Genomic DNA, 24,391 nt, shown 5'->3' on the forward strand with positions numbered 1-24,391 from the left:
AGAGGTCCGCCGCTCTCTCCACGTCATTGCGAGGAGCGCGCGACAAAATTGCGAAGCAATTTTGCGCTGATGCGACGAAGCAATCCAGACCGGTTCCGCGGAGACAGTCTGGATTGCTTCGCTGCGCTCGCAATGCCGAAAGATGCCGCAATCCGAGCCCTTCGCCCTGCGAAATCCGCATGGCTTTACCGCGTTCCCGGCGCTAAAAGACGCTGGTTACACGGAGCAAGCCATGCAAGATCTCTGGCGCCTGTCGGCTGCCGACCTCGCCACCCTCGTCAAGACCAAAAAGGTGTCCGCCAGGGAGGCGGCCAAGGCGGGCCTCGCCCGTCTGGACGCCGTCAATCCCCAGCTCAACGCCGTGATCGACCACCGGCCGGAGGACGTGCTCAAGCAGGCCGACGCCGTCGATGCCGCAATTGGCCGGGGCGAGGACCCCGGCGTGCTGGCCGGCGTGCCCGTCACCATCAAGGCCAATGTCGACCAGGAGGGCTTTGCCACCACCAACGGCCTGAAACTCCAGCGCGACCTGATCGCGCGGGAAGACAATCCGGTGGTTGCCAATTTCCGCAAATCCGGCGCCATCCTGCTCGGCCGCACCAATTGCCCTGCCTTCTCCTATCGCTGGTTCACCACAAACCTGGTCCACGGCGACACCAAGAACCCCCGCGATGCCTCGCTGACGCCGGGCGGCTCGTCTGGCGGCGCCGGCTCGGCGGTCGCGGCCGGCATCGGCCATATCGCCCATGGCACCGACATCGCCGGCTCGATCCGCTATCCCGCCTATGCCTGCGGCGTGCATGGCCTGCGGCCGACCCTGGGCCGCATCCCCGCCTTCAATCCGGCGCTGCCGGAACGCCCGATCGGCCCGCAGATCATGGCGGTGTCGGGACCCCTGGCGCGCACCGTCAACGACATCAGGATTTCGCTCGCGGCCATGTCGGCGCGCGACATCCGCGACCCCTGGTATGTGCCGGCGCCGCTGGAAGGTCCCGCGCGGCCGAAGCGCGCCGCGCTCTGCCTCAACCCGGACGGCCTTGCGACCACGCCGGAGGTGAAGGCGGCGGTGACCGATGCCGGCAAGCGCCTCGAGCGTGCCGGGTGGACCGTTGACGTGATCGAGAACACGCCGCCGATGCGCGAGGCGGTCGAGTGGCAGATCAAGCTTTGGCTCGGCGACGGCTATGAGGCGCAGCTCGAGATGGCAGAGCGCGAAGGCGATCCCGGTGCGCTGGCGTGCCTGCGCGGCAACCGCAGCAGGGTGACGCCGATGGACCAGGCGAATTACGCGAAGGCATTGACCCGCCGCGCCACGCTGACCCGCGACTGGATGCTGTTCTTCGAAAAATATGCGGTGCTGCTGACGCCGGTCTCCGGCGAATTGCCGTTCCCGGATCATCTCGACCGCAAAGACGACGAATCCTTCAAGCGGGTCTGGGAGGCGCAGCTGCCCCAGATCGCGATTCCCTTCATGGGTCTGCCGGGCCTCGTGGTCTCCACCGGCCTCGTCGGCAAGGCGCCGGTCGGCGTGCATATCGTGTCCGGCCGCTACCGCGAGGATCTGTGCCTGCTTGCCGGCGAAGCGATCGAGGCGGGCGGCGTGCCGCCGTCGCCGATCGATCCCGTGGGTTAGCGATGTCGGCGATTTACGACTTCAAGGCCAACTCGCTGCTCGGCGAGGAAGTGCCCATGCGCCGGTTCGAAGGGCAGGTGCTCCTGATCGTCAACACCGCGAGCAAATGCGGCTTCACGCCGCAATATCGCGGCCTTGAGGATCTCTACCGCGATCTCTCGCCGCGCGGCTTCGCGGTGCTCGGCTTTCCCTGCAACCAGTTCGGCGCGCAGGAGCCGGGGCAGGCGAGCGAGATCCAGGAATTCTGCTCGACCAATTACGACGTCACCTTTCCCCTGTTCGAGAAGATCGACGTCAACGGCGCCAACGCGCATCCTTTGTATGAGTATCTGAAACGCCAGCAATCCGGGCTCCTCGGCGCCTCCATCAAATGGAATTTCACCAAATTCCTGGTGGACCGTGCCGGCCGGGTGATCGCGCGCTACGCGCCGACCGCGCGGCCCGAAGGATTGCGGCAGCAAATCGAGACCCTGTTATGAGCGAGACAATCATGAGCGACGAATTTCCGGACCGCCTGTCGGTCGATCCGAACAGCCCCTATTACAACGCGGACATCCTGGCGCGCGACGTCGGCATCCGCTTCAAGGGCATCGAGAAGACCAATGTCGAGGAGTACTGCATCAGCGAAGGCTGGGTCCGCGTCACCGCCGGCAACGCCAAGGACCGCCACGGCAACCCGCTGACCATCAAGGTGCACGGGCCGGTCGAGCCGTATTTCAGGGATAAGAAGTAACATGCTGTCATTCCGGGGCTCGCGAAGCGAGAACCCGGAATCTCGAGATTCCGGGTTCGATGCTGCGCATCGCCCCGGAATGACGATAAGAGAAAGCCAACCCCATGTCCGTCCGCATCGTCGACGTCCGCGAGATCACCAAGCCGATCTCATCGCCGATCCGCAACGCCTATATCGATTTCACCAAGATGACGACGAGCCTCGTCGCCGTCGTCACTGACGTTGTGCGCGACGGCAAGCGGGTCGTCGGCTACGGCTTCAATTCCAACGGCCGCTACGGGCAGGGCGGCCTGATCCGCGAACGCTTCGCCTCTCGCATCCTGGAGGCCGATCCGAAGAAGCTTCTGAACGAGGCCGGCGACAATCTCGATCCCGACAAGGTCTGGGCCGCGATGATGATCAACGAGAAGCCGGGCGGCCATGGCGAGCGCTCGGTCGCGGTCGGCACCATCGACATGGCGGTGTGGGACGCGGTGGCGAAGATCGCGGGCAAGCCGCTGTTTCGCCTGCTCGCCGAACGTCACGGCGTCAAAGCCAACCCGCGCGTGTTCGTCTATGCCGCCGGCGGCTACTACTATCCCGGCAAGGGGCTATCGATGCTGCGCGGCGAGATGCGCGGCTATCTCGACCGCGGCTACAACGTCGTGAAGATGAAGATCGGCGGCGCGCCTATCGAGGAGGATCGCATGCGCATCGAGGCGGTGCTGGAGGAAATCGGCAAGGACGCGCAGCTCGCCGTCGACGCCAACGGCCGCTTCAACCTCGAGACCGGCATCGCCTACGCCAAGATGCTGCGGGACTATCCGCTGTTCTGGTACGAGGAGGTCGGCGACCCCCTCGACTACGCGCTGCAGGCCGCGCTCGCCGAATTCTATCCCGGCCCGATGGCGACAGGCGAAAACCTGTTCAGCCACCAGGACGCCCGCAACCTGATCCGCTATGGCGGCATGCGTCCGGACCGCGACTGGCTGCAATTCGACTGCGCGCTGTCCTATGGCCTCTGCGAATACCAGCGCACGCTCGAAGTGCTGAAGACCCATGGCTGGTCGCCAAGCCGCTGCATCCCGCATGGCGGCCACCAGATGTCGCTCAACATCGCCGCCGGCCTTGGCCTCGGCGGCAACGAAAGCTACCCGGACCTGTTCCAGCCCTACGGCGGCTTCCCCGACGGCGTGCGCGTCGAGAACGGCCACATCACCATGCCGGACCTTCCGGGCATCGGCTTCGAGGGCAAGTCGGATCTCTACAAGGAGATGAAGGCGCTGGCGGAGTAGCCCGGCTGCGCCAACACACTCCGTCATTGCGAGCGCAGCGAAGCAATCCAGACTCTCTCCGCGAGGGCTGTCTGGATTGCTTCGTCGCATCAGCGCAAAATTGCTTCGCAATTTTGTCGCGAGCTCCTCGCAATGACGGTGGAGAGGGCGGTGTCGGCCTGGGTCTACGGCGGACAGCGGGTTGGGTTTGCACGCGGGTGCCAACAAACTCCGTCATTGCGAGCGCAGCGAAGCAATCCAGAATCTCTCCGCGGAGACGATCTGGATTGCTTCGTCGCAAGGGCTCCTCGCAATGACGGTGTGGCGAGAGCTTCGGAATTTTTTTATCGCGCCAACCGCGGGGTGCTGCTCGAAATCATCCCCTGGTTGTGCTATCGTGAAGGCTCCCTTAATCGAGCAAGATCATGAAGCAGCCCTGCGTGTACATGTTCGCCAACCGCCGCAAAGGCACGATCTACACAGGCGTCACCTCCAATCCGCCGCGCCGCGCGTTCGAGCATCGCGAGGGATTGATAAAGGGCTTCTCGTCGAAATACGCCTGCAAGCTCCTTGTCTGGTACGAACTGCACGCGACAATGATCGACGCGATTGCGCGCGAGAAGCAGATCAAGAGTGGCAGCCGGGCAAAGAAGCTTGCATTGATCGAGAGCATCAATCCGGACTGGATGGATTTGTACGAGACGCTGATCTGACCGCCGGAAAGTGCCGAAAGTGGGCGTGGTGGTCGCCACCGTCATTGCGAGCGGAGCGAAGCAATCCAGAGTCTCTCCGCGGAGACGGTCTGGATTGCTTCGTCGCAAGGGCTCCTCGCAATGACGGTGGAGAAAGCAGTGTCAGTCGCGGGCGCCCGAGCCCTCGGCGGGTGGTTGGGGCGCGAGGTGTCGCCACATTCTCCGTCATTGCGAGCGCAGCCAAGCAATCGAGAATCTCTCCGCGAAGGCAGTCTGGATTGCTTCGTCGCAAGGAGCTCCTCGCAATGACGGTGGAGAAAGCAGTGTCAGTCGCGGGCGCCTGAGCCCTCGGCGGGTGGTTGGGGCGCGAGGTGGTCGCCACATTCTCCGTCATTGCGAGCGTAGCGAAGCAATCCAGAGTCTCTCCGCGGAGACGGTCTGGATTGCTTCGTCGCAAGGGCTCCTCGCAAATGACGGTGGAGAAAGCAGTGTCAGTCGCGGGCGCCCGAGCCCTCGGGGGTGGTTGGGGCGCGAGGTGTCGCCACATTCTCCGTCATTGCGAGCGCAGCGAAGCAATCCAGACTCTTTCCGCGGTGGCAGTCTGGATTGCTTCGCTACGCTCGCAATGACGATGTGGGTGAGCTGGCCGTCCCTTACGACAGCCGCATGTCCAGCAGCCGCCGTCCTTCGCCCTTCAGCAGCTTCTTCACCGCGCTTGAGGCAACGATCTCGCCGTCATTGGCGTAGGCTTCGTGGTTCTTCTCGATGTCGTCGAGGCGGTAGAGGTAGTTGACCATCACGCCGGCCGACTCGCGCACGCCCTTGGGCGAGAGGTCGCCGAGCCAGTTGATGCGCTCGAGCCGCGCGCCGTTGCCGAGATGGAAGCGGGCGACGGAGTCGATCAGCCGGCCCTTCGCCGTGCGGGCCTTCAGGAAGTAGTGCGCCGCGAGCGGCTCCAGTATGCCGCGCAGCAGTGCCGTCGTCTCGGGGTTCTCGAACCATTTGGGATCGTCGAGGCGCTTCAGCACCTCGCGATCCTCGTCCGACAGCGGCAGCTCCTTGTCCTGCTTGACCCATTGCATGAAGCCCGGCACCGGCGACAGCGTCACGAAGCTGTCGAGCTTCGGCAATTCGCGGCGCAGCTCTTCCACCACCTGCTTGATCAGGAAGCTGCCGAACGAGATGCCGCCGAGGCCACGCTGGGTGTTGGAGATCGAATAGAACACGGCGGTGCGCGCGCGCTCGATCGGCAGATGCTGGCGGTCGACCGCCAGCAGCGGCGCGATCGCGCCGGGAATCGTCTCGGTCAGCGCCACCTCGACGAAGATCAGGGGCTCGTCCACCATCGCCGGATGGAAGAAGGCGTAGCAGCGGCGGTCGACCGGATCGATGCGACGGCGCAAATCGTCCCAGTCGCTGATCTCGTGGACGGCTTCATAGCGAATGATCTTTTCGAGGATGTTGGCCGGGGTTGACCAGTCAATCCTGCGCAGCACGAGAAACCCCCTGTTGAACCACGAAGAAAGCAGATGCGAGACGTCGCGATCGAGCGCGGCGAGATCGGTGTGTCCGTTCATCATGCCGAGCAGGTCGGCACGCATGTTGACGAGGTCGCCGGTGCCGCCGGGCGCGCGGTTGAGGCGGCGGATCAGCTCCTGCCGGCGCGGCTCGGAGGCGAAATGCAGCGAGCTCGCGTCCTCGTCGCTGGGCTTGGCGCGCCATTTCTCTATCGCCTTGGACAGGCGTTCCCGGTCGGGGCCGAAATCGCGCACCAGCGCCTCGAAGAAGGCGCGGCGTCCTGCCGCATCCAGGTCCTGGTAGAGATCGAGCACCTCGCGCGCCATGGCTGTGCCGGAGGCTTCGCCCCGGCCCGACAGCAGCGCACCGCAGAGCGCGATCAGGCCGTCGGCGTCCTGTTTGGTATCCGCGGAATCGCGACGAAGCAGCGTACGGCCGCGCTCGGAGATGGTGGCGAGGAGATCGGAGAAGAAGGCGTTAGCCATCTGGGCCTTTCGAAACCGGTTTGTGCGGTGCGGAAGCTTACACGGGATTTAGGCAGAAGCCGATCACAATCAAGCAGGGGAATTTGGCAACTTTAGTCAGGGCAGGCGACTCAGGAACGTTGTCATGCCCCGCGAAGACCGTCGCGCTTCACAACCGCTGTCATGCCCCGCGCAGGCGGGGCATCCAGTACGCAGCGGCGTCTCGGTTCTAGCCGCGCCGTCTCGGAGTACTGGATTGCCCGCCTTCGCGGGCAATGACACCGGGAGTGGAGCGGCGAGCAACGACACCGAGGTTGCCGCTACCCCTTCCCCGCAAACTCCGTCGGCGTCCGCCCTGTCACCTGGCGGAACGCGGCCGAGAACGCCGGCACGCTGGCATAGCCGAGCTGGGTCGCGAGCTGCTTCACCGAAACGTTCGCATCTGTGGACAGCCGCTGGATTGCCGCGGCGATCCGGGCGCGCTGGCACCAGCTCTTGAAGCTCAGTTGCGTCTCCGTGGAGAACAGCCGCGACAGCGTGCGCGCGGAGGTTCCGACCTCGCGCGCCAGCGTATCGATGTCGTGCAGGCCGGTTGGGTCGTCGAGCACGATCATCGCGGCGCGCCGGCAGCGCGGCTCGCGCGGCAGCGGCACGAAGGTCGCGGAATCCTCGGCCTGGTGCAATTCCAGCATGACGAGGCGGACCAGCAGCTCGGTGCGCTCTTCCGTGTTGCGCGCGTCGAACAGCGCGAGGATCGCCTGGTTGAGCAACGGCGAGACCCGCACCACGAATTCCTTGGTCAGGCCTTCATAGCGTTGCTCGCGCTTCAGCCAGGGCAGGTCGAAATACAGCGTGCGCAACTCGATGTCGGCGAGCAGGTCGATGGCATGCTCGAGCCCGGCCGGGACCCAGACGGCGCGGTCCGGCGGCACCAGCCAGCGGCCCTTCGGTGTCGTCACCTGCATCGTGCCCTTGGCGGCATAGACGAGCTGCGCCTCGCGGTGCATGTGCGGATCGAGCCGCAGGCCCCTGGGGTAGTCACGCGCGACCAGATGCACGCCCGCAGGCGAGCGATGGTTGCTCCGGACCTCCCGGAGGATTGGCGTTTCCAAGACAGTCATTGGCTGCATCCCGTCATTTGCCCGAAATATAACTCATTTCGGAGCAGGAGAGGATTCGTATGAACAGCCCCAGCCGGGTCATCAGTTTCGTCAACGCAGGCCATTTCATCGACCATTATTCGATGCTGATCTTCGCCGCCGCCGTGATCATCATGGGGCCGGCGCTCGGCATGGCCTATTCGGAACTTTTGCCTTACGCGACGCCGGGCTTCATCGCGTTCGGCGCGGGCTCGCTGCTGACAGGCTGGCTCGGGGACCGCTGGAGCCGCCGCCACATGATGCTGATCTTCTTCGTCGGCATTGGCCTCTCCATGATCTCGGTCGGCTTCGTTCAGACCCCGGTTCAGCTCGGCGCGGCGCTGCTGGCGATCGGCATCTTCGCCTCGATCTACCATCCCGTCGGCACCGCCATGATCGTGTCCTATGCCGACAGGCTCGGCCGCGAGATGGGCATCAACGGCGTCTGGGGCAATCTCGGCGTGGCCTCGTCCGCGCTGGTGACCGGCGTGATCGGCCAGTATCTCGGCTGGCGTTTTGCCTTCATCGTCCCCGGCGTCGTCACCATCCTGATCGGCATCGCCTTTGCGATGATCGTCGTGCACGAGGACCGCAAGGGTTCGAAGCAGGCGGCGGCGCAGGCGCGCGTCGCCAAGCAGGACATGTGGCGCGTGATCCTGGCGCTGCTGATCGTGGTGATCGCGATCTCCACCACCTTCAACGCCGTCACCGTCGCGCTGCCAAAACTGTTCGCGGAGCGGCTCGCCGATCTCACCAGGAGCCCGGCGCTGCTCGGCGTCATCGCGGCCTGTGTCTACGTGTTCGGCGCGATGACCCAGTACACGATCGGCCGGCTGCTCGACCGCTATTCGCTGAAGACGGTGGCGCTGCCGCTGTCCTTCATGCTGGCGCCGTTCCTGTATCTGGCTGCGAGCCTGTCCAATCTGCCGCTGATCCTGGTCTCGATCGGCATCGTCATGGGTGCGTTCGGGCAGGTCACGGTCAACGATGCCATGGTCGGCAAATACACCACGGAAGAGTGGCGCTCGCGCGCCTATGCCGTGCGCTATTTCGTCGGCTTCACCGCCGCCGGCGCCTCCGTCGGCCTGGTCGCCTGGCTCTACGAGCAGGGCGGGTTCGTCACCATGCTGCACGCCTTCGCCGCGCTCTGCCTGCTCGCGATCGCAGCCGCGTTGATCCTGCCGCGCGAGATCCGGACGCCGCAGGCGGCGTAAGTGATTGTCGCGAAGCAGGCAACTGTCTCCACCTCGTCATTGCGAGCGCAGCGAAGCAATCCAGTCTGCCTCCGCGGAGGGACTCTGGATTGCTTCGCTGCGCTCGCAATGACGGGGAAGATGGCAATGACGGTGGATGCGGCGGCGGCTCGCGCCATGCCTGCCGATGATGCCATTCTGCCAGTGTCTTGCCCGACGGGTCAAACGCTGGCGTCGCTGAAAAAACCTCAACGCCATCAACGCCGTTCTACTGTGCATGGGGTTGTTTTCGACTTTTTTTATCGGAGCGGGCCTCCGCAGAAAAAGCCTACGGCTTCACCTCCACGGCCGGCTGCGTTTTCGGCGCCTTCTTCGACGCCCGCCAGTTCTCGAACCGCTGCACCACCACGAAGAACGCAGGCACGAACAGCACCGCGAGGCAGGTCGAGGCCAGCATGCCCGAGAACACGGTGATGCCGATCGACTTGCGGGCGCTGGCGCCGGCGCCGGTCGCGATCACCAGCGGCACCACGCCGAGGATGAAGGCGAACGAGGTCATCAGGATCGGGCGGAAGCGGGCGCGGGCCGCCTCGATCGCCGACACCAGGATCGGCTTGCCGTCGCGGCCGTGCAGCTCCAGCCCGACCTCGACGATCAGGATGGCGTTCTTGGCCGACAGCGCGATCAAGAGGATCAGGCCGATCTGGCAATAGAGGTTGTTGTCGATCTTGAGGCCGTTGAGGATCAGCATTGGCCCGATCAGCGACAGCGGCACGGCGAGGATCACCGAGATCGGCGCGTACCAGCTCTCGTACTGGCCGGCGAGCACGAGATAGACCAGCAGCATGGCGAGGCCGAACACCCAGTAGATCTGGTTCGAGACCGCCTTCTCCTGGTAGGACATCGCGGTCCATTCATAACCCGTGCCCTGCGGCAGCGTCTTGTCGGCAATCTCCTCCATCAGCTTCAGCGACTGGCCGGACGAGTAGCCCTGTGCCGGCAGGCCGATGATTGTCGAGGAGGGATAGAGATTGTAGAGGCTGATCAGCGACGGGCCGGTGGCCGGCGTGATCGTGGCCACCGTGCCGATCGGGATCATGTCGCCGTTCGAGTTGCGCACCTGCATGTTGGCGATGTCGCGCTCGGTGACGCGGAAGGCCGGATCGGCTTGCGTATAGACCTGGAACACGCGGCCGAACTTGTTGAACTGGTTGACGAAGGACGAGCCGAGATAGGTCGACAGCGCGGAGAACACCTGATCGGTGGTGACATGCAAAGTCTGGGTCTTGATGCGGTCGATCTCGACGTTGAATTGCGGCACCGACGAGCGGAACGAGGACTGGACGCGCTGGAGCGCGCTCTGGCTCTGGCCGTTGGAGACCATCGCACCGGTGATCGCCTGCAGCTTGGCGAAATCGCTGTTGCCGTCGCGCAGCTCGACCTGCATCGAGAAGCCGGCGGCGTTGCCGATGCCCTGGATCGGCGGCGGCGGCAGCACGATGGTGCGCGCCTCCATGATCACAGCGAGCTTGTCGTTGAGACCGTAGACCAGCGAGCGCAGATCCTCGCCGGGACCTTTGCGCGCGTCCCAATCCTTCAGGATGATGTAGGCGACGCCGGCATTGGCAAGGCTCGCACTGCTGTCGAGCGCGGAGATGCCGGCGATGGTGATGACCTGCTGGACGCCAGGCGTCTCCTTGATGATCTCGCTGGCCCGGTCGAGCACCTTCTGGGTCCGCTCCAGCGAGGCGCCGTCGGGCAGTTGGATGGCGGCGATCAGATAGCCCTGGTCCTCGATCGGCAGGAAGCCGGTCGGCACCCGCGACAGGCCGTAGCCGCCGATCCCGATCAGCACCAGCGCCACCGCGACCGACACCGTGGCGTGCCTGACCAGGAAGGTGATCAGCCGCGTGTAGCCGCGCTCGACCCGGTCATAGACGTTGTTGAAGCCGCGATAGAAGAAGTTGCGCTGCTCCGGCGGCACCGCCGGCCGCAGCCACAGTGCGCATTGCGTCGGCTTCAGGGTCGCCGCGTTGATGGCGGACAAGAGCGCGGTCGCCGCGATCACCAGCGCGAATTGCGAGTAGATGCGGCCCGTGAGGCCCGCCAGGAACGAGGCCGGCAGGAACACCGAGATCAGCACCAGCGTGATGCCGACGATCGGCGCGAATAGCTGGTCCATCGCCTTGATCGCGGCGTCGTGGCCGTTCATGCCCTGCTCGATATTGTGGGCGGCGCCTTCGACCACCACGATGGCGTCGTCGACGACGATTCCGATCGCCAGCACGATCGCGAACAGCGTGGACATGTTGATGGTGAAGCCGAGCGCCGCCATCGCGGCGAAGGCGCCGATGATGGTCACCGGCACGGTCGTTGCCGGCACCAGCATGGCGCGCCAGTCCTGCAGGAACACCAGGATCACGACCAGCACGAGCAGGCCGGCGTCGATCAGCGTCATGTAGACCTCGTGCACCGAGGCCTCGACGAATTTGGTTGTGTCGAACGGCGTGTCGTATTTGATGCCTTCCGGGAAGCGCTTGGCGAGCTCCGCCATCTTCTTCTCGACGGCCTGCTCGACCTGGAGCGCGTTGGCGCCCGGCGACTGGAACACGCCGATGCCGGTGGCGGGCTGCTTGTTCAGCGAGAAGATCTGGCTGTAGGTCTGCGCGCCGAGTTCGACCCAGCCGACGTCGCGCACCCGCGTGACGTCGCCGCTGGTGCCTGACTTGACGATGATGTTCTCGAACTGGCTGGTGTCGTCGAGCCGGCCGTTGACGTTGAGCGTGTATTGGAACGCCTGGCCCGGCGGCGTCGGCGGCGCGCCGACCTGGCCGGCGGAGACCTGCTGGCTCTGCTGCTGGATCGCCTGGATCACGTCCTGCGGCACGAGGCCACGGACTTGCAGCTTGTTCGGGTCGAGCCACACCCGCATCGAATACTGGCCTGCGCCGAACACCGTGACGTTGCCGACGCCGGGCAGGCGCGAGAGCTCGTCGCGGATGTTGATGGTGGCGTAGTTGCTCAAATAGAGACTGTCGAACCGGGAGTCCGGCGAGGTCAGTGTCACGAACAGCAGGATCGAGGTCGATTTCTTCTGGACGGTGACGCCCTGGTTCTGCACGGACGTCGGCAGTTGCGACAGCGCGCTGGAGACGCGGTTCTGCACCAGCACCTGCGCGAAGTTGAGGTCGGTGCCGATCTTGAAGGTCACGGTCAGCGTATAGGTGCCGTCGGAGCCGCTGTAGGACTGCATGTAGAGCATGTCCTCGACGCCATTGACCTGTTGTTCGATCGGCAGGGCTACCGTGTCGATCACGGTCTTGGCGCTGGCGCCGGGATAGCGCGTGGTGACCTGCACGGTCGGCGGCACCACGTCGGGGTATTGCGCGATCGCGAGGTTGAACAGCGCGACGCCGCCGATCAGGATCATCAGCAGTGCGATGACGTTCGAGAGGACCGGCCGCTCGATGAAGAATTTTGAGATCATGGCAGGCAGCTCCTACTTGGCAGACGCCTGCGGCTGCTCGATCTTCGTCACTTGCGGGTCGATCTTCTGGCCCGGGATCACCCGCAGCAGCCCCGCGATCACGACGCGGTCGTCCGGCTTCAGCCCGCTCTCGATCACGCGCAGGCCGTTATCGGTGGGGCCGATCTGCACCTTGCGCTGCTCGACGACGTTGTCGCCATTGACCAGCAGCAGATAGCGGCCGCCCTGGTCGCTGCCGAGCGCGGTATCGGGAACGAGGAGCGCGCCCTTCTCCTGGTCGAAGGGCACGCGGACGCGGACGAAATAGCCGGGCAGCAGCACCCGCTTGTCGTTGGGGACGAGGCCGCGCACGGCAAGCGTACCGGTCGACTGGTTGAGGGTCGGCGAGACGTAGTCGAGCTTGCCTTCATGCGGATAGCCGGTCTCGTTTTGGAGGCCGACTTGAATCGGAAATTGCTTGAGGTCGGTGGGCGTCAGTCCCCGGCGGGCCGCTTCGGCGCGGATGCGTAGCACGTCCTGCTCGTTGACGGTGAAGTTCACCCAGATCGGGTCCATCGCGACGATGGTCGCGAGCTGGGTCGGGGAGGAGACGCCGACGAGCTCGCCGATCGAGACCATGTGGGCGCTGACGACGCCGTCGAACGGCGCGGTGACCTTGGTGTAGCCGTAGTTGACCTCGGCGATCCTGGTGTTGGCCTGCGCCTGCAGGAGATTGGCCTGCGCGTTTTCGCGCGTTGACGTCGAGGTGTCGAGGGTGGCCTGTGAGACCGCCTGCCGCTGCACCAGATCGCTTTGCCGCTTGAAGTCGGCCTCCGCCTGCCGGAGCGAGGCCTGGGCGCCGGCCTCGGCCGCCTGGGCCTGCTCGAGCTTCAGCTTGTAGGTCTCGGGCTCGATGGTAAAGAGCTGGGTGCCCTGCTTGACGAAGGTGCCGTCCTGGTAGTCGATCGACTGCAGGAAACCCTGCACGCGCGCCACCAAGTCGACATTCTTGATCGGCGCGGTGTTGCCGGTGGCCTCGACATAGCGCGTCACCGGCCGCTGCACGGGCGTCGCCACGTCCACCTTGGGCGGGGGCGGAGCCACGTAGGCGTTCTTGTCCTCGCAGCCGGCGAGCGCGATCACGGCGGCCGTGGCGGCTAGCGCCCGTCCAACATGTCTCCACGCTCCATTGCGATGTGCGGGAGATGCGGGATTCGCGCGCGTCATTCGGTGGCCCCCGATTGCTGTCTGTCGGTGCGGCAGGCTACCAACAAATGTCCGGCCGTGGAACACCATAGCCATGGCGGTCGTCGGCCTTGCACGGCGAACGGCGGTGTGGCCTTTGACAGGTTTGTCATGACAAACCGCTTTTCACCGCGCGCACGATCGACCAGAATTGTGTCAAAGGTCGTGTGGCGGAAGCGAAGCGGTCGGGACGACGAGAACAAGAAAACGCGAGGAGAACATGAAATGTCCGCGTCCGTCCAATCGGTCCTCTCCGGTCTCGTTCTCGCGGCGGCGGTTGCCATGCCCGCGCTAGCCGATGGGCTGAAGGACGAGATCGCGCCGACCGGCAAGCTGCGGGTCGCGATCGCAATCAGCCCCGCAGGCGGCGCATTCTGGTCGACCAGGACGGAAACCGGCTATGCCGGCGTGCCGGTGGACCTCGGCAAGGAGATGGCGGCCCAGCTCGGCGTTGGTGTCGAATATGTCGTGCACCAAAATTCCGGACAGATCACCGATGCGGCCAGCAAAGGCACCTGGGATGTCACCTGGCTGCCAAAGGACCCCGAGCGCGAGAGCAAGATGATGTTCGGGCCGATCTACGAGGTCGCGGACGCCACCTACATCGTCAAGGCTGGTTCGAACGTGACCAATTTTGCCTCGCTCGACCAGCCCGGCATCAAGGTCGCGGCCGTCAACGCCACGACCACCATGCGTGGCGCTGTGGCGCATCTCAAGAACGCTGAGGTCACCGGCTATCAGACCTATGACGAGATCTTCGGCCTCCTGAAGAGCGGCGAGATCGACGCCTTCGCGCTGTCGCGCGACCAGCTCAACAAGATGGCGCAGAAGATTCCCGGTACAAAGGTGCTGGACGAGACGTTCAAGAAGACGGTGACAGCCGTCGCGGTGCCGCTCGGCCACAGCCTGGCGCTGACCTTCGTCACCAAATTCATGAACGAGGCGACGATCAACGGCACCTTGCGCAAGGCCTATGACAACAATGGCCTGAAGGATTCTCCGATCCGCACCGAGTAGACGCCCGCTGTGGCGGCCTCCTCACCATGAGGGTCGAGGAAGGCAGCTTCGGGCAAATCGCCCGTGTAGAAAATCTTGTCTGAACAACTGCGCAAAGTGTCTCTTGCGTCAAACTGACACAGCTCTGTCATCGCGCGCCATTAACGTTCCCGGGGTCGGCGTCAATCCTTCGGGGCAACACAACAATGAAATCCAAATTTCTGACGACGGCCGCGATTTTCGCGGCCGCGACGGCACTCGCATGCGCCATGCCTGTTCTCGCGAACGATTTCGGTCGGGACCGCGATCATGATCACGATCATCACCGTCATCCGCATGACATCCACACCGAGACGCCGATCAAGCATCTCGTGATCATCTTCAACGAGAACCGCTCGTTCGACCATTATTTCGCGACATATCCGAACGCGGCCAATCCGTCGGGCTCTATACCCTTCGTGCCGAAGCCGCACACGCCGAAGGTCAACAACCTCGTCACGGCGAACCTGCTGGTCAACAACCGGAACAACAGCCCGGCCAACGGCACCGGCGCGACGGATCCGTTCCGTCTCGACCGCACCCAGGCCAACACGCGCTCGCAGAACCATGCCTACACGCCCGAGCAGCAGGCGGTGGACAACGGCAAGGAAGACCTGTTCCCGAAATTCACCGGCCGCGGCACGGCCGGCGGCGCCGGCGCGTTCGGCACCAACGGCCAGGTGATGGGCTATTTCGACGGCAACACTGTCACGGCCTTCTGGAACTACGCCCAGCACTTCGCCATGAGCGACAATCACTGGACCGACACGTTCGGTCCGTCCACGCCCGGCATGCTGGAAGTGGTCTCCGGCCAAACCAACGGCGCGCAGAACGTCGTCGGTACCTCGTCCTCGATCGCCGACGGCCAGGGCGGCCTAACGCTGATCGGCGACACCGATCCTGCCTACGATTCCTGCTCGAGCACGACCAGCACCGTGCTGATGACCAGCAAGAACATCGGCGATCTGCTCAACGACGAGCGCATCAGCTGGGGCGGCTTCATGGGCGGCTTCGACCTGACGCTCAAGAACGCCAACGGCACCACCGGTTGCGGCCGCAGCACCTTCTCGAGCAACGTCAACGGCACCATCGTGGACTACAGTCCGCACCACGCCTTCTTCCAGTACTACAAGTCGACCGCCAACCCGACCCATGCGCGGCCGAGCTCGGTCCAGGCGATTGGCCATACCCACGACTTCAACGGCAAGGTTGATCCGGCCAACCACAACTACGATCTCGAGGACTTCTACGCCGCGGTGAAGGCCGGCAACATCCCGGCCGTCTCCTACATCAAGATGCCGGCCTTCCAGGACGGTCACGCCGGCAATTCCGATCCGCTCGACGAGCAGGTGGGCAATGTCGAGCTGATCAACTTCCTCCAGAAGCAGCCGGAGTGGCGCGAGACCGCGGTCATCATCACCTATGACGACTCCGACGGCTGGTACGATCACCAATACGTCGCGCCGAAGAGCGCCTCCTACGATCCGACCGCCGACCAGGTCAACGGTCCGGGCCTGTGCGGTCTCGGCCCGCAGAAGCAGCCGGCGCCGAAGGGGCTTAGCGGCAAGCCGGTGAACGGCCGCTGCGGCCCGGGCACCCGCGTTCCCTTCATCGTGGTCTCGCCCTATGCGAGGACGAACTTCGTCAGCCACACCTACATCTGGCAGGCCTCGGTGGTGCGGTTCATCGAGGACAATTGGCTGCGCGGCCAGCGTCTCGGCGGCGGCTCGTTCGACGCCAGCGCCGGGTCGATCATGGACCTGTTCGACTTCGATCATGATCATCGCCACGATCTCCGGGTGGACGCACTGTTCCTCGATCCAACTTCCGGCACTGTCATGACCAGCCCGCCGGACGAGCACCACCACCACTAGGACGCAAGGTCATATGAACAGCCGCACCATGTGGCTTTTCGGCGCCGGCCTGCTTTGTCTGGCCGGCGCCGTCCTTGTCGTCGCGACGCAGGGATTTGCGGAAGCAAATCCCGCGGGTGCGAATCCGAACCCGGTTCGTCTCATGCGTCCGCCGGCCGCTCCGCTCTCGGCGATGGCGCAGCTCGGCAGGGAGATTTTTTACGACGCCTCGCTGTCGTCCTCGGGCGCGCTGTCATGCGCGTCCTGTCACAGCCCGGATCACGCCTACGGTCCGCCCAATGACGGGCCGGTCATGCTCGGCGGCGCGACCTTGTCGCGCCCGGGCGCACGCGCGGTGCCGTCGCTGACATATCTCGATCGCCATCCGAATTTCAGCATCGGCCCCGACAAGGGTGACGACGACAACGTCGTCGACCTCGCGCAGATGGCCGCGCTCGGCCAGCTGGCTGCGCGCACCACCAAGACCGCGGGCGGTAGCGGCGCGTCAGCGAACATCGTTCCGCAAGGCGGCCTGTTCTGGGACGGCCGCGCCGACACGTTGCAGGACCAGGCGCTGTTTCCGCTGCTCGATCCCAACGAGATGGACGGCGGCCGCGCCGAGATCGTTGCAGGCAAGCTGCGCCGCGCGTCTTACGCCACCCGCTTCGTCGAGCTGTTCGGCGCTGGTGTGCTGAAGAATCAACGGCTCCTGATCGCGGAGGCGATGTTCGCGGTGGCGCGCTATCAGGTCGAGGAGCCAAGCTTTCATCCCTACACCAGCAAGTACGATTACTGGCTCGAGGGCAGGGCGCGGCTGTCCGAGAGCGAGCTGCGCGGGCTGCAAGCGTTCAACGATCCCGACAAGGCCAATTGCGCCGGCTGCCACACCTCGGCGCCGACCCGCGACGGGCTGCCGCCGCTGTTCACCGATCACCAATACGAGGCGCTCGGCGCCCCGCGCAACGCCGAGCTTGCCAACAATCGCGACCCCAATTATTTCGACCTTGGCGTTTGCGGCCCGCATCGCACCGACATGCCCGAGCAGACCCAATATTGCGGCATGTTCCTGACGCCGACGCTGCGCAACACCGCGGTGCGTCACGCCTTCTTCCACAACGGCGTCTTCCGCAACCTCGAGCAGGTGCTCGACTTCTACAATTTCCGCGACACCAATCCGGAGAAGGTCTTTCCGCGCGCCGCCGACGGCACCGTGCTGAAGTACGATGACCTGCCGCAAAAATATCACGCCAATGTCGACGTCACCGATCCGCCGTTCGATCGTCGCCCCGGCGACAGGCCGGCGATGACCGAGCAGGACGAGGCCGACATCATCGCGTTCCTGAAGACGCTGACGGACGGCTACAAACCGGAAAATTAGGGCGTGTGTGTATAAAAGCGGTCTGGGCGTACGGGGGGCGCCGGCGCCACCAAGGCCTCGGCCGTGGTCGCCGCGGTTGAGCCGAAAGAGTCGGTTGTCGCCTGCATGAACACGCTGGCCGTTGCCACGGCGTGTCGCGGCTATATTCAAAAGAACTCGAGCGAAGGAAAGTGATTGACCAGTCTGTCCCAGAGCGAGAACGGTGGCCGTGGTTGCCTTTTGGCATCCCTGAGGGATAGACACCGCGGTGCCAGTCTCATCCCGTAATAAAGGTTCGCTCCGGAGACGCTCTGACCGCCCTGTATGCTGACTGTCGGATCGAAATTATTCTTTATCAGGTCTGTCGTTTGTTCCACGGAGCCCGCCGCTGAATTGTCGTAGGCCGCCACGTATTTCGTCGACGCCTTGAGGACCCGCTGTCCCTGGCAAACGTACTCGCCGTTTTCCAGATACCGTTTCACTTCCCGATCACAGGACTCGCGACGGAACAGCTCCTCAGCGATGATTGATAGGTCTTCAAGTGAGATCTCCAGCACTTGAACGTCATCGAGCTCCAGCTTTACAGCTTCCGCCAATTTTGCATCGGTATGTGACTGAATCGAACGCACGACTTTTGAGTCGAGCGAATATTGCGTCTTTCGTAGTTCGGAGGTGACTTGGGTTGCAGAAGATGACGTGCGGGTGACGCCGACCAGCCGCTCAGGCGAGACTTCGCACAGCATGTCGTAATCCTGGCCGTTCGGAGAGACATGATAGATGGAGCCTGGAGCGCGCAGGAGCACCGGCGGCGTTATCGGGTGAAAGCCGATAGCGGTGATTGCTTCGTTGAGTCTATTTGGGGGCGTGTGGTGACGTATCGCAGCCACGGATGCCAGTGGTGCGATGCTCACGATCGTCACTAATGCCCCCCACTTGATCAATGGGCGCATTGGAATTCTCCGCCGATTATCCGCAACAATAGTTTCCGCAGGGGCGCGCGCATGCGTTGGCCGAATCTGCCGGAATAGCCGTCGCGAATGCGGCGAGAGCAAAGATCAAAAGCAGTGCTGCGAACTTCATGACCTGTCCTCCTATGGGTTGACAGATGTTCGCTCGACGTGACGTCCGGAAACCCGTGACGCCTTGGCGCCGGGAAGCGAGACATCTTCTCGCCAAGCTACGCGCGGCATGGGGCCGCCGATATGAACCAGCTCACACTCTATCTAGAATTGTGGCGGGTGATCTCGCCCTTCTGCATGTCGTCGTTACCAAGGAACGACCGCTGTCGGTCACAAGACGATATCAAGATTATGAGTCTGCCCTAGCTCGTCATGCCCGCGTGCCACGCGGCGAGCACGTCCTTCTCGTCGTCGCTGGTGAGACCGATGACCGGCCCGTTGCCGGCGCGGAGCCAGTCGAGCGTGTCGCGCGCGGTGGCGGCCACCGGGCGCGAGGTCAATCCGGCCTCGCGTGCCGGCGAGGTGTCGCGTGTCATGAAGCCGGCGAAGTCGGGCAGGGGCAGCCACATCGGCAGTGATCGCGGACCTGCCCAGCGCCGTACGTCATGCGCTTCCAGGAAGGCGCGATCGACCCAGGTGAAGGTGCAGGCGGAGTTCAGCGCGGATGCACATTCGGTCAGGAATTCGCCGCGCGTGCGCACCGGTCCAATCCCGTCATAGATGCCGGTCAGGCGAACCTCGGCCGCATGCACGATCCATTGTGCGAGATCGCGCACGTCGATGAACTGGACGGCATCATCAGGCGCTCCCGGCGCCAGCACCTCGCCGCCGCGCGCAAGCCGGGCCGGCCAGTACGCGAACCGTCCCGTCGGATCCTCCGGCCCGGCGATGAGGCCGGCCCGGCAGATGAAGGCATTAGTGCCGACGGCCTGCTCGCACGCGACCTTGGCGGCGCCATAAATGGCGTCGGTGCTGTGCGCGACGTCTTCGGTCATGGGCTCGCGCAGCGGCGCCGTGTCGGCGCGTTGTCCCGGTATGCGGTTGTCTGCGTAGACGCTGATCGTGGAGACGAAGGTCCAGTGCATGCCCGGCCGCTTCAGCGCCGCGACGGCGCGGCGAACCTGGCCGGGATGACGCGAGACGTCGACGACGGCATCGAATGTCTCACCCGCGAGCGGCGCGAGACCGTCCGCGACGTCGCGATCGATCCGGACCAGCCGGCTGCCTGCCGCGATCGGCCCGGCGAGACCGCGGGCGGCGCAGGTCACGTCGTGACCGTTGGCGCAGGCATGGGCCGCAATCGCGCGTCCGAGAAACTGGCTGCCGCCAAGGATGAGGATGCGCATGAAACTGCCCGTGCTGCTGATGAGATCACGAGCCTACTACGTCCGGTAGCGGTTACAACCGATGCCTCAGTGCGCCCTGATCTCCGCGTATTTCGCCATCGCCTTCTCGAACTTCCGGTTGAACAGCCACATCGCAGCGAGAATCTCGCGGAAGCTTGCCGAGCTGCGCGATCTGTCGGCCTGGCCGAACGCGAAGATGCTGTTGTTGCGCAAGTGCCTCATGATCGTGGGGCTCGACACCCGGTAGTTCAGGAGATCGCCCGATTTGAGCGCGGACCGCGTCGGGGTGGGAACGATCTGGATCAGCTCGAACAGCTTCATCTGGTCGATCGGGTCGGGCAGCGTCTTCACGATTCCCGGGATCTCCCGGAACAGATCCGCATGCGCGTTCATGAGACCGTTGCGGACATTGGTCCAGTGATTGAAACGATGATCGGTGCCGCGGGCGCGTGCCTCTTCCCTGTCGTCACGCGCGGCTAGCGCGGGATCGGCCGCCGCGATCTCGCTCTTGATAGACTCCCATTTCCTGCGGCCGTTGCGGTCCTCGGACGGGCCGGTCTGGAAGCTGCCCATATAGGTGTTCGAGCGCGCATTGCGGACGTTCTGCTTGCCGTTGGTCTCGGCAAAGAACAGCCCGAGGCTGATACGTCCCGCAGCTTCGGCGTGGCCAGGCGCAAGTCCCTTGGCGCGCGCGATAGCGACTGCGAGATCGACGACGTCCTTGAACGGCGTCGGCGAGTTCTGCGCGCCGGCGGGCGGCGCCTCCATGATCTCGAAGAGTCCAGCATATTCGTCGACCAGCGGCTCGATGTCGGCGTCGAAATAGGCCGGCGGAATCTCGAACTTGTTGGGCTTGCCGATCCGCGACGGCATGGCGTCGGTGAGATCCTTGTAAGCACTGATGACCGCGACGCGTGCCAGATAGAGCGCCTGTCCCGGCAGGTTCGGCAGCGGCTCCTTCGCCGCGATCTGTCGGCGCCGCTCGGCAAGGATGGATTTGAAATCGCCGAGCGCGCGATCGTAGGTGGCGAGCGCCTCCGATTGCCTCGCCGTGAGCGTTTGTGCCTGGCTCGCCGTGAACGTCGTGAGGATCAGCCCAAGCACCGCCAGGGCTGCGGCGGCGTGACATCGTCGTCCCATGGCGGGTTCCCGTGTGCCGGAGATTCGTCGATCATGGGATCGTAAACATCAAACGCGCGGACTGGCGAGTTGCAAATCCCGCGTCGCCCGGGTTCTCCGACCTTACGCTGTGGCCCGGTAGTCCGGCGCCGTCGCCAGGAACTTCGCATAGGCATCCGCATCCGGCGGCTGGAAGTGTCCGGCGAGCCCGCCGCGCTTCTGGTTCCTGGCGCCGATATCGGCCATCAGCTCGTCGAAATGGCGATAGTGATAGGGCGCGACGCACAAGCCGCCATAGACGCCGGCGGCCGGCCGCTCGACGCGCTTGAAGTGCAGCATCATCTCGATGTTGTCGCGCATCGCCTGCGCCGTCGGCTGGTTGGCGAGCTGGCCGTCGGCGTAGCGCACCAGCCAGTTGGCGGCGAGATCGGCGCAGAGCACGGTGCAGAACGAGGAGTTGAAGCCGACGAAGCCAAGCTCCGGCAGATCGGGGTTGGCGATCAGCCGGTAGAGCCGGTACTGACCGTCCGCGTCGACCAGTTTCTGCTGATAGGCCGCGGGCAGGAACGGCACGCCGAGCTTGTAGCCGATCGCGAGCACCGCGACGTCGGCGCCGACGCGCTCGCCGCCGCTCATCACGATGCTGTCGCCCTCGTAATGATCGAACGTGCCGAACACCGCCTTGATGCGACCGTCCGCGACCATCGGATAGAAGCCGGGCGTTGCGATCGGCACCGAGCAGTTGACGCCGTCCTCGATCCGCTCTTTCGGTACCATCTTGCACGGGCCAAGCTTGAGCTGCGCCTTCAACAGGCTCTCCAGCCCGCGCCAGTTCGCCCAGATCAGGGGCGCTGCGATGCGGTGTGCGAGCCGCGCCATCGCGCTGGCGCCCCAGCCCGGAAACATCTCCTCCTGCGCACGGATGTAGAGGATGCGCTTGAAGTTCACGAGGCCGCCGATGAAATAGGGGATCCGCCAGACCGGCTCGCGCATCACGATGGTGACTTCGCGTGCGCCTGATTTCACCGCGTTCACCGCGATGTCGGTCGCCGATTTCGAGCCGCCGAGCACGACGACGCGGCGTCCTTTCGCCAGCGCGGGATCGCTGTATTTCGACGAATGCAGGATCTGGCCGCCCTGCGCCAGAAATCCGTCCTCGCCCGGGCAATGCAGCTCACGCGGCTCGTTGAACTGCCCGATGCAGACCGCGACGAAATCGAAATCCTCGTTCGTCGCCTTGCCGTCCTTGGTGGTCAGCGCGAGCGTCCAGCCCGGCTTCCCGTCGGCGCGGCGCGCCATGCCGGCGACCTCGGTGTTGAGGCGCAGCATGCGGTCGAGGCCGAAGCTTTTGGCGTAGTCGGCGAGATAGGCGTGGACCTGCGGCCCGGTCGGCCATTCCGGATAAGCGTCCGGCATGGCGCGATCGGTGTAGCGGTAGAGATCCTTCGGGCTCTGGGTCTGCACGTCAGGATAGGAGCGCGCAGGCTCCCAGACGCCGCCGAGATCGCCGCTGCGCTCGAGAATGGTGACGCGATGGCCGCGGCTGGAGAATGCCTTTGCGGCGGCGAGACCGGAGACGCCGGCGCCGATCACGCAAACATGCTTGGGACTGACCATGGGATTGCTCGCAATCAGGGTGTTTCGCGCGCAAGCGGCCACGTTCGGCCGCAAGGCGCGGCCGGTGGACCTGCAAGCAGATGAAAGGCGACGGGGCTGCGTCTAGTCGTTGGCCTCGGGCGGCAGGAAGTCGACCTCGTGCAGTGCCGAGATGCGCACGACTTCGGCAGGATCGGTCAGATTGTGGAGCTGGTTGAACAGCGCTTCCAGCTTCTGCATCGGCGAGACCCAGAACAGCGCGCGGCACGGCTTGTCAGATTTGTTGAAATAGCCGTGCGGGATGCCGCGCGGCATGCGCACGAGGTCGCCGGCATGGGCCTTGACCCAGACGCCGTCGAGCTTGAGGTCGAGCGTGCCCTCCTGCACCAGGATGAACTCGTCCTGGGTCGGATGGATGTGCACCGGCACGAACTGGCCGGGATCGCTGTTGGTCTCGAACGCGAAGGTGGAGTCGGTGACGGCCTTGGGGAAATAGACCTGACCAAGGATGTTCCAGCTCTTGCCGCCATAGCCCGTGCCAACAGCGGTTATGCCCTTTTCGAGTGCAGTCATGGCTCGCTCCTCATGGATTCCGGCGAGGATGGAGCTTCGGCCGGCGACCGGCTGCCTGTCTATCCGCTAAACGAATCCGGATGGCGCTTTTGCCATGCAGCACGACGATTTTGCGACGCGGCCCTTTCCGCGTCCAGGGAACTATTATAGGCTTAAAGCAATTCCGTGACGCGAAGCGTGGTCGACGATGTCCGCAGCCGTGCTGGAAATGAGCGCAAGTGCGTCCGCAGCAGAACGGCTTGCGGACTTTGCCCGCGTCGCCACCGATGATGTCGATGAGGCGGCCGAGCAGATTGGACGCATCTTCTGTCCGCACGATCTCAAGCCGGCGCAGGCGCGGGCGGCCGGCTTCTCCGCCCGGCACAATTGCGCGGCGTTCGACGGCTTTTCCATCAACTACGTTACCTATGGCGGATCGGTCAGCATCGATCCCGGCTGCCTCGAGCGCTTCTTCCTGCTGCAGGTTCCGCTCACGGGCACCGCCCGCATTCGTGCCGGCGCCGGCGAATTCGATGCCGTACCGGGCCGGACGGCGTCGCTGCTGTCGCCGACGATCCCGACCCGGATGATGTGGAGCGACTGTGCCCAAGTGATCCTGTTGCTTGACCGCCGCATGGTCGAGCAGCGCGCCGCGGCCTTGTCGGGGAGGGTCGCGGGCACGGTCGAGTTCGATCCTGTGATCGACCTGGATGCGCCGTCGGGGCGGGCCTTGCGGACCAGCCTTGGCGGGCTGATGACGCTCGCCGAACGTCTTGGCCCCTCCGGCAGGCTTTCACCGGTCGCGACCGCCGATTGGCGGGAGGCGCTGCTCGATCACCTGCTCAATGGCCAGCGTCACGGCCTGTCGGATGCGATCAGGACGTTCTCGGGGCAAGCCGAGCGTCTGCCGCGTGCGCTTCGCGTGGCGCGGGACCGTCTTGCGGACAGTGCCGGCGAGCCGCTCGACCTTGCGCAGCTCGCCTGCGCCGCCGGGATCGGCATCCGCGCGCTCCAGCTCGGCTTCCGCCGTCATTTCGGGGTTTCGATCTCGGAGATGCTGCTCGACATGCGCCTCGCTGGTCTGCACGCCCGGCTCGCGCAAGCCCCGCCCGATGCCTCCATCACCGAGATCGCCTTCGATCTCGGCTTCACTCATCTCGGCCGCATGGCCGGCGCCTACCGCGAAAAATTTGGCGAGACGCCGTCGGCAACGCTGCGGCGAAGGATGAGCTAGCGCA

General features: G+C 64.5%; 19 protein-coding genes. 10 read left to right on the forward strand and 9 right to left on the reverse strand.

The annotated features are described in order from the left end of the window. The first annotated feature begins 232 nt into the window (after nt 1-232). The 5 genes from AB5K84_RS12255 (at nt 233) to AB5K84_RS12275 (ending at nt 4,332) form a co-directional block, all read left to right on the forward strand. Nucleotides 233-1,633 (forward strand): amidase family protein, encoded by a 1,401-nt coding sequence (locus AB5K84_RS12255; RefSeq protein ID WP_271551392.1) that lies wholly within the window; start codon nt 233-235, stop codon nt 1,631-1,633. Between the two features lie 2 nt (nt 1,634-1,635). After that, complete coding sequence (locus AB5K84_RS12260) at nt 1,636-2,112, forward strand: glutathione peroxidase (RefSeq protein WP_011089471.1); 477 nt, start codon at nt 1,636-1,638, stop codon at nt 2,110-2,112. Beyond that, on the forward strand, nt 2,109-2,366 hold the full coding sequence (locus AB5K84_RS12265) for a DUF3297 family protein (protein WP_011089470.1): 258 nt from the start codon (nt 2,109-2,111) through the stop codon (nt 2,364-2,366). Before AB5K84_RS12260 ends, AB5K84_RS12265 begins: the two co-directional genes overlap by 4 nt. A 104-nt stretch (nt 2,367-2,470) precedes the next feature. Continuing rightward, complete coding sequence (gene tarD / locus AB5K84_RS12270) at nt 2,471-3,640, forward strand: D(-)-tartrate dehydratase (protein ID WP_028174563.1); 1,170 nt, start codon at nt 2,471-2,473, stop codon at nt 3,638-3,640. Nucleotides 3,641-4,044: 404 nt separating this feature from the next. Further along, entirely contained in the window at nt 4,045-4,332 is a 288-nt protein-coding gene (locus tag AB5K84_RS12275) for a GIY-YIG nuclease family protein (RefSeq protein ID WP_441232399.1), read from the forward strand. 632 nt (nt 4,333-4,964) lie between these two features. On the opposite strand, the gene AB5K84_RS12280 is transcribed toward AB5K84_RS12275, so the two are convergent. After that, a complete protein-coding gene (locus tag AB5K84_RS12280; RefSeq protein ID WP_011089468.1) occupies nt 4,965-6,314 on the reverse strand; it encodes a malonyl-CoA decarboxylase in 1,350 nt (449 codons plus the stop codon). A 299-nt stretch (nt 6,315-6,613) separates the two neighbouring features. After that, nucleotides 6,614-7,414 carry an AraC family transcriptional regulator gene (locus AB5K84_RS12285; protein ID WP_161533618.1) on the reverse strand — a complete coding sequence of 267 codons (801 nt, stop codon included), beginning with the start codon at nt 7,412-7,414 and terminating at the stop codon, nt 6,614-6,616. Nucleotides 7,415-7,473: 59 nt separating this feature from the next. On the opposite strand from AB5K84_RS12285, the gene AB5K84_RS12290 reads away from it, so the two are divergent. Further along, complete coding sequence (locus AB5K84_RS12290; protein WP_161533619.1) at nt 7,474-8,646, forward strand: MFS transporter; 1,173 nt, start codon at nt 7,474-7,476, stop codon at nt 8,644-8,646. Nucleotides 8,647-8,953: 307 nt separating this feature from the next. On the opposite strand, the gene AB5K84_RS12295 is transcribed toward AB5K84_RS12290, so the two are convergent. Beyond that, nucleotides 8,954-12,112 (reverse strand): efflux RND transporter permease subunit, encoded by a 3,159-nt coding sequence (locus tag AB5K84_RS12295; RefSeq protein ID WP_441232400.1) that lies wholly within the window; start codon nt 12,110-12,112, stop codon nt 8,954-8,956. A 12-nt stretch (nt 12,113-12,124) separates the two neighbouring features. Next, the gene (locus AB5K84_RS12300) at nt 12,125-13,318 is read right to left on the reverse strand and encodes an efflux RND transporter periplasmic adaptor subunit (protein ID WP_441232401.1); all 1,194 of its coding nucleotides are present in this window, start codon (nt 13,316-13,318) and stop codon (nt 12,125-12,127) included. 243 nt (nt 13,319-13,561) lie between these two features. Here AB5K84_RS12300 and AB5K84_RS12305 point away from each other — a divergent pair, with 243 nt between their 5' ends. The 3 genes from AB5K84_RS12305 to AB5K84_RS12315 all read left to right on the forward strand — a co-directional run bounded on the left by AB5K84_RS12305 (nt 13,562) and on the right by AB5K84_RS12315 (nt 17,602). After that, entirely contained in the window at nt 13,562-14,353 is a 792-nt protein-coding gene (locus tag AB5K84_RS12305; protein WP_441232402.1) for an ABC transporter substrate-binding protein, read from the forward strand. A 185-nt stretch (nt 14,354-14,538) separates the two neighbouring features. Then, nucleotides 14,539-16,245: a phospholipase C gene (locus AB5K84_RS12310; protein WP_441232403.1), complete on the forward strand. Its 1,707-nt coding sequence runs from the start codon at nt 14,539-14,541 to the stop codon at nt 16,243-16,245. 13 nt (nt 16,246-16,258) lie between these two features. Then, on the forward strand, nt 16,259-17,602 hold the full coding sequence (locus tag AB5K84_RS12315; RefSeq protein ID WP_271551387.1) for a cytochrome-c peroxidase: 1,344 nt from the start codon (nt 16,259-16,261) through the stop codon (nt 17,600-17,602). 146 nt (nt 17,603-17,748) lie between these two features. Here AB5K84_RS12315 and AB5K84_RS12320 read toward each other — a convergent pair whose 3' ends face one another. From AB5K84_RS12320 to AB5K84_RS12340, 5 genes are all read right to left on the reverse strand, one after another. Then, nucleotides 17,749-18,531 carry a hypothetical protein gene (locus AB5K84_RS12320; RefSeq protein ID WP_441232404.1) on the reverse strand — a complete coding sequence of 261 codons (783 nt, stop codon included), beginning with the start codon at nt 18,529-18,531 and terminating at the stop codon, nt 17,749-17,751. 371 nt (nt 18,532-18,902) lie between these two features. Continuing rightward, the gene (locus tag AB5K84_RS12325) at nt 18,903-19,886 is read right to left on the reverse strand and encodes an NAD-dependent epimerase/dehydratase family protein (protein ID WP_441232405.1); all 984 of its coding nucleotides are present in this window, start codon (nt 19,884-19,886) and stop codon (nt 18,903-18,905) included. Between the two features lie 66 nt (nt 19,887-19,952). Further along, complete coding sequence (locus AB5K84_RS12330) at nt 19,953-21,026, reverse strand: hypothetical protein (RefSeq protein ID WP_279083073.1); 1,074 nt, start codon at nt 21,024-21,026, stop codon at nt 19,953-19,955. Nucleotides 21,027-21,128: 102 nt separating this feature from the next. After that, on the reverse strand, nt 21,129-22,640 hold the full coding sequence (locus AB5K84_RS12335) for a flavin-containing monooxygenase (RefSeq protein ID WP_441232786.1): 1,512 nt from the start codon (nt 22,638-22,640) through the stop codon (nt 21,129-21,131). 84 nt (nt 22,641-22,724) lie between these two features. Next, complete coding sequence (locus tag AB5K84_RS12340; protein ID WP_011089457.1) at nt 22,725-23,174, reverse strand: cupin domain-containing protein; 450 nt, start codon at nt 23,172-23,174, stop codon at nt 22,725-22,727. Nucleotides 23,175-23,361: 187 nt separating this feature from the next. On the opposite strand from AB5K84_RS12340, the gene AB5K84_RS12345 reads away from it, so the two are divergent. Further along, nucleotides 23,362-24,387 carry an AraC family transcriptional regulator gene (locus AB5K84_RS12345; RefSeq protein ID WP_441232406.1) on the forward strand — a complete coding sequence of 342 codons (1,026 nt, stop codon included), beginning with the start codon at nt 23,362-23,364 and terminating at the stop codon, nt 24,385-24,387. The last annotated feature ends 4 nt before the right edge of the window (nt 24,388-24,391 follow it).

It is taken from the genome of Bradyrhizobium sp. 1200_D9_N1_1 (assembly GCF_052075915.1).
Classification (GTDB): Bacteria; Pseudomonadota; Alphaproteobacteria; order Rhizobiales; family Xanthobacteraceae; genus Bradyrhizobium; species Bradyrhizobium diazoefficiens.

What these genes read in the sequence shown, in the direction of transcription:
- AB5K84_RS12310 (WP_441232403.1), top strand. Translation starts at nt 14,539, where the DNA reads ATGAAATCCAAATTTCTGACGACGGCCGCGATTTTCGCGGCCGCGACG.
- AB5K84_RS12290 (WP_161533619.1), top strand. Translation starts at nt 7,474, where the DNA reads ATGAACAGCCCCAGCCGGGTCATCAGTTTCGTCAACGCAGGCCATTTC.
- AB5K84_RS12275 (WP_441232399.1), top strand. Translation starts at nt 4,045, where the DNA reads ATGAAGCAGCCCTGCGTGTACATGTTCGCCAACCGCCGCAAAGGCACG.
- AB5K84_RS12255 (WP_271551392.1), top strand. Translation starts at nt 233, where the DNA reads ATGCAAGATCTCTGGCGCCTGTCGGCTGCCGACCTCGCCACCCTCGTC.
- AB5K84_RS12320 (WP_441232404.1), bottom strand. Translation starts at nt 18,531, where the DNA reads ATGCGCCCATTGATCAAGTGGGGGGCATTAGTGACGATCGTGAGCATC.
- AB5K84_RS12295 (WP_441232400.1), bottom strand. Translation starts at nt 12,112, where the DNA reads ATGATCTCAAAATTCTTCATCGAGCGGCCGGTCCTCTCGAACGTCATC.
- AB5K84_RS12330 (WP_279083073.1), bottom strand. Translation starts at nt 21,026, where the DNA reads ATGGGACGACGATGTCACGCCGCCGCAGCCCTGGCGGTGCTTGGGCTG.
- AB5K84_RS12260 (WP_011089471.1), top strand. Translation starts at nt 1,636, where the DNA reads ATGTCGGCGATTTACGACTTCAAGGCCAACTCGCTGCTCGGCGAGGAA.
- tarD (WP_028174563.1), top strand. Translation starts at nt 2,471, where the DNA reads ATGTCCGTCCGCATCGTCGACGTCCGCGAGATCACCAAGCCGATCTCA.
- AB5K84_RS12300 (WP_441232401.1), bottom strand. Translation starts at nt 13,318, where the DNA reads ATGACGCGCGCGAATCCCGCATCTCCCGCACATCGCAATGGAGCGTGG.
- AB5K84_RS12280 (WP_011089468.1), bottom strand. Translation starts at nt 6,314, where the DNA reads ATGGCTAACGCCTTCTTCTCCGATCTCCTCGCCACCATCTCCGAGCGC.
- AB5K84_RS12340 (WP_011089457.1), bottom strand. Translation starts at nt 23,174, where the DNA reads ATGACTGCACTCGAAAAGGGCATAACCGCTGTTGGCACGGGCTATGGC.
- AB5K84_RS12345 (WP_441232406.1), top strand. Translation starts at nt 23,362, where the DNA reads ATGTCCGCAGCCGTGCTGGAAATGAGCGCAAGTGCGTCCGCAGCAGAA.
- AB5K84_RS12265 (WP_011089470.1), top strand. Translation starts at nt 2,109, where the DNA reads ATGAGCGAGACAATCATGAGCGACGAATTTCCGGACCGCCTGTCGGTC.
- AB5K84_RS12325 (WP_441232405.1), bottom strand. Translation starts at nt 19,886, where the DNA reads ATGCGCATCCTCATCCTTGGCGGCAGCCAGTTTCTCGGACGCGCGATT.
- AB5K84_RS12285 (WP_161533618.1), bottom strand. Translation starts at nt 7,414, where the DNA reads ATGACTGTCTTGGAAACGCCAATCCTCCGGGAGGTCCGGAGCAACCAT.
- AB5K84_RS12315 (WP_271551387.1), top strand. Translation starts at nt 16,259, where the DNA reads ATGAACAGCCGCACCATGTGGCTTTTCGGCGCCGGCCTGCTTTGTCTG.
- AB5K84_RS12305 (WP_441232402.1), top strand. Translation starts at nt 13,562, where the DNA reads ATGTCCGCGTCCGTCCAATCGGTCCTCTCCGGTCTCGTTCTCGCGGCG.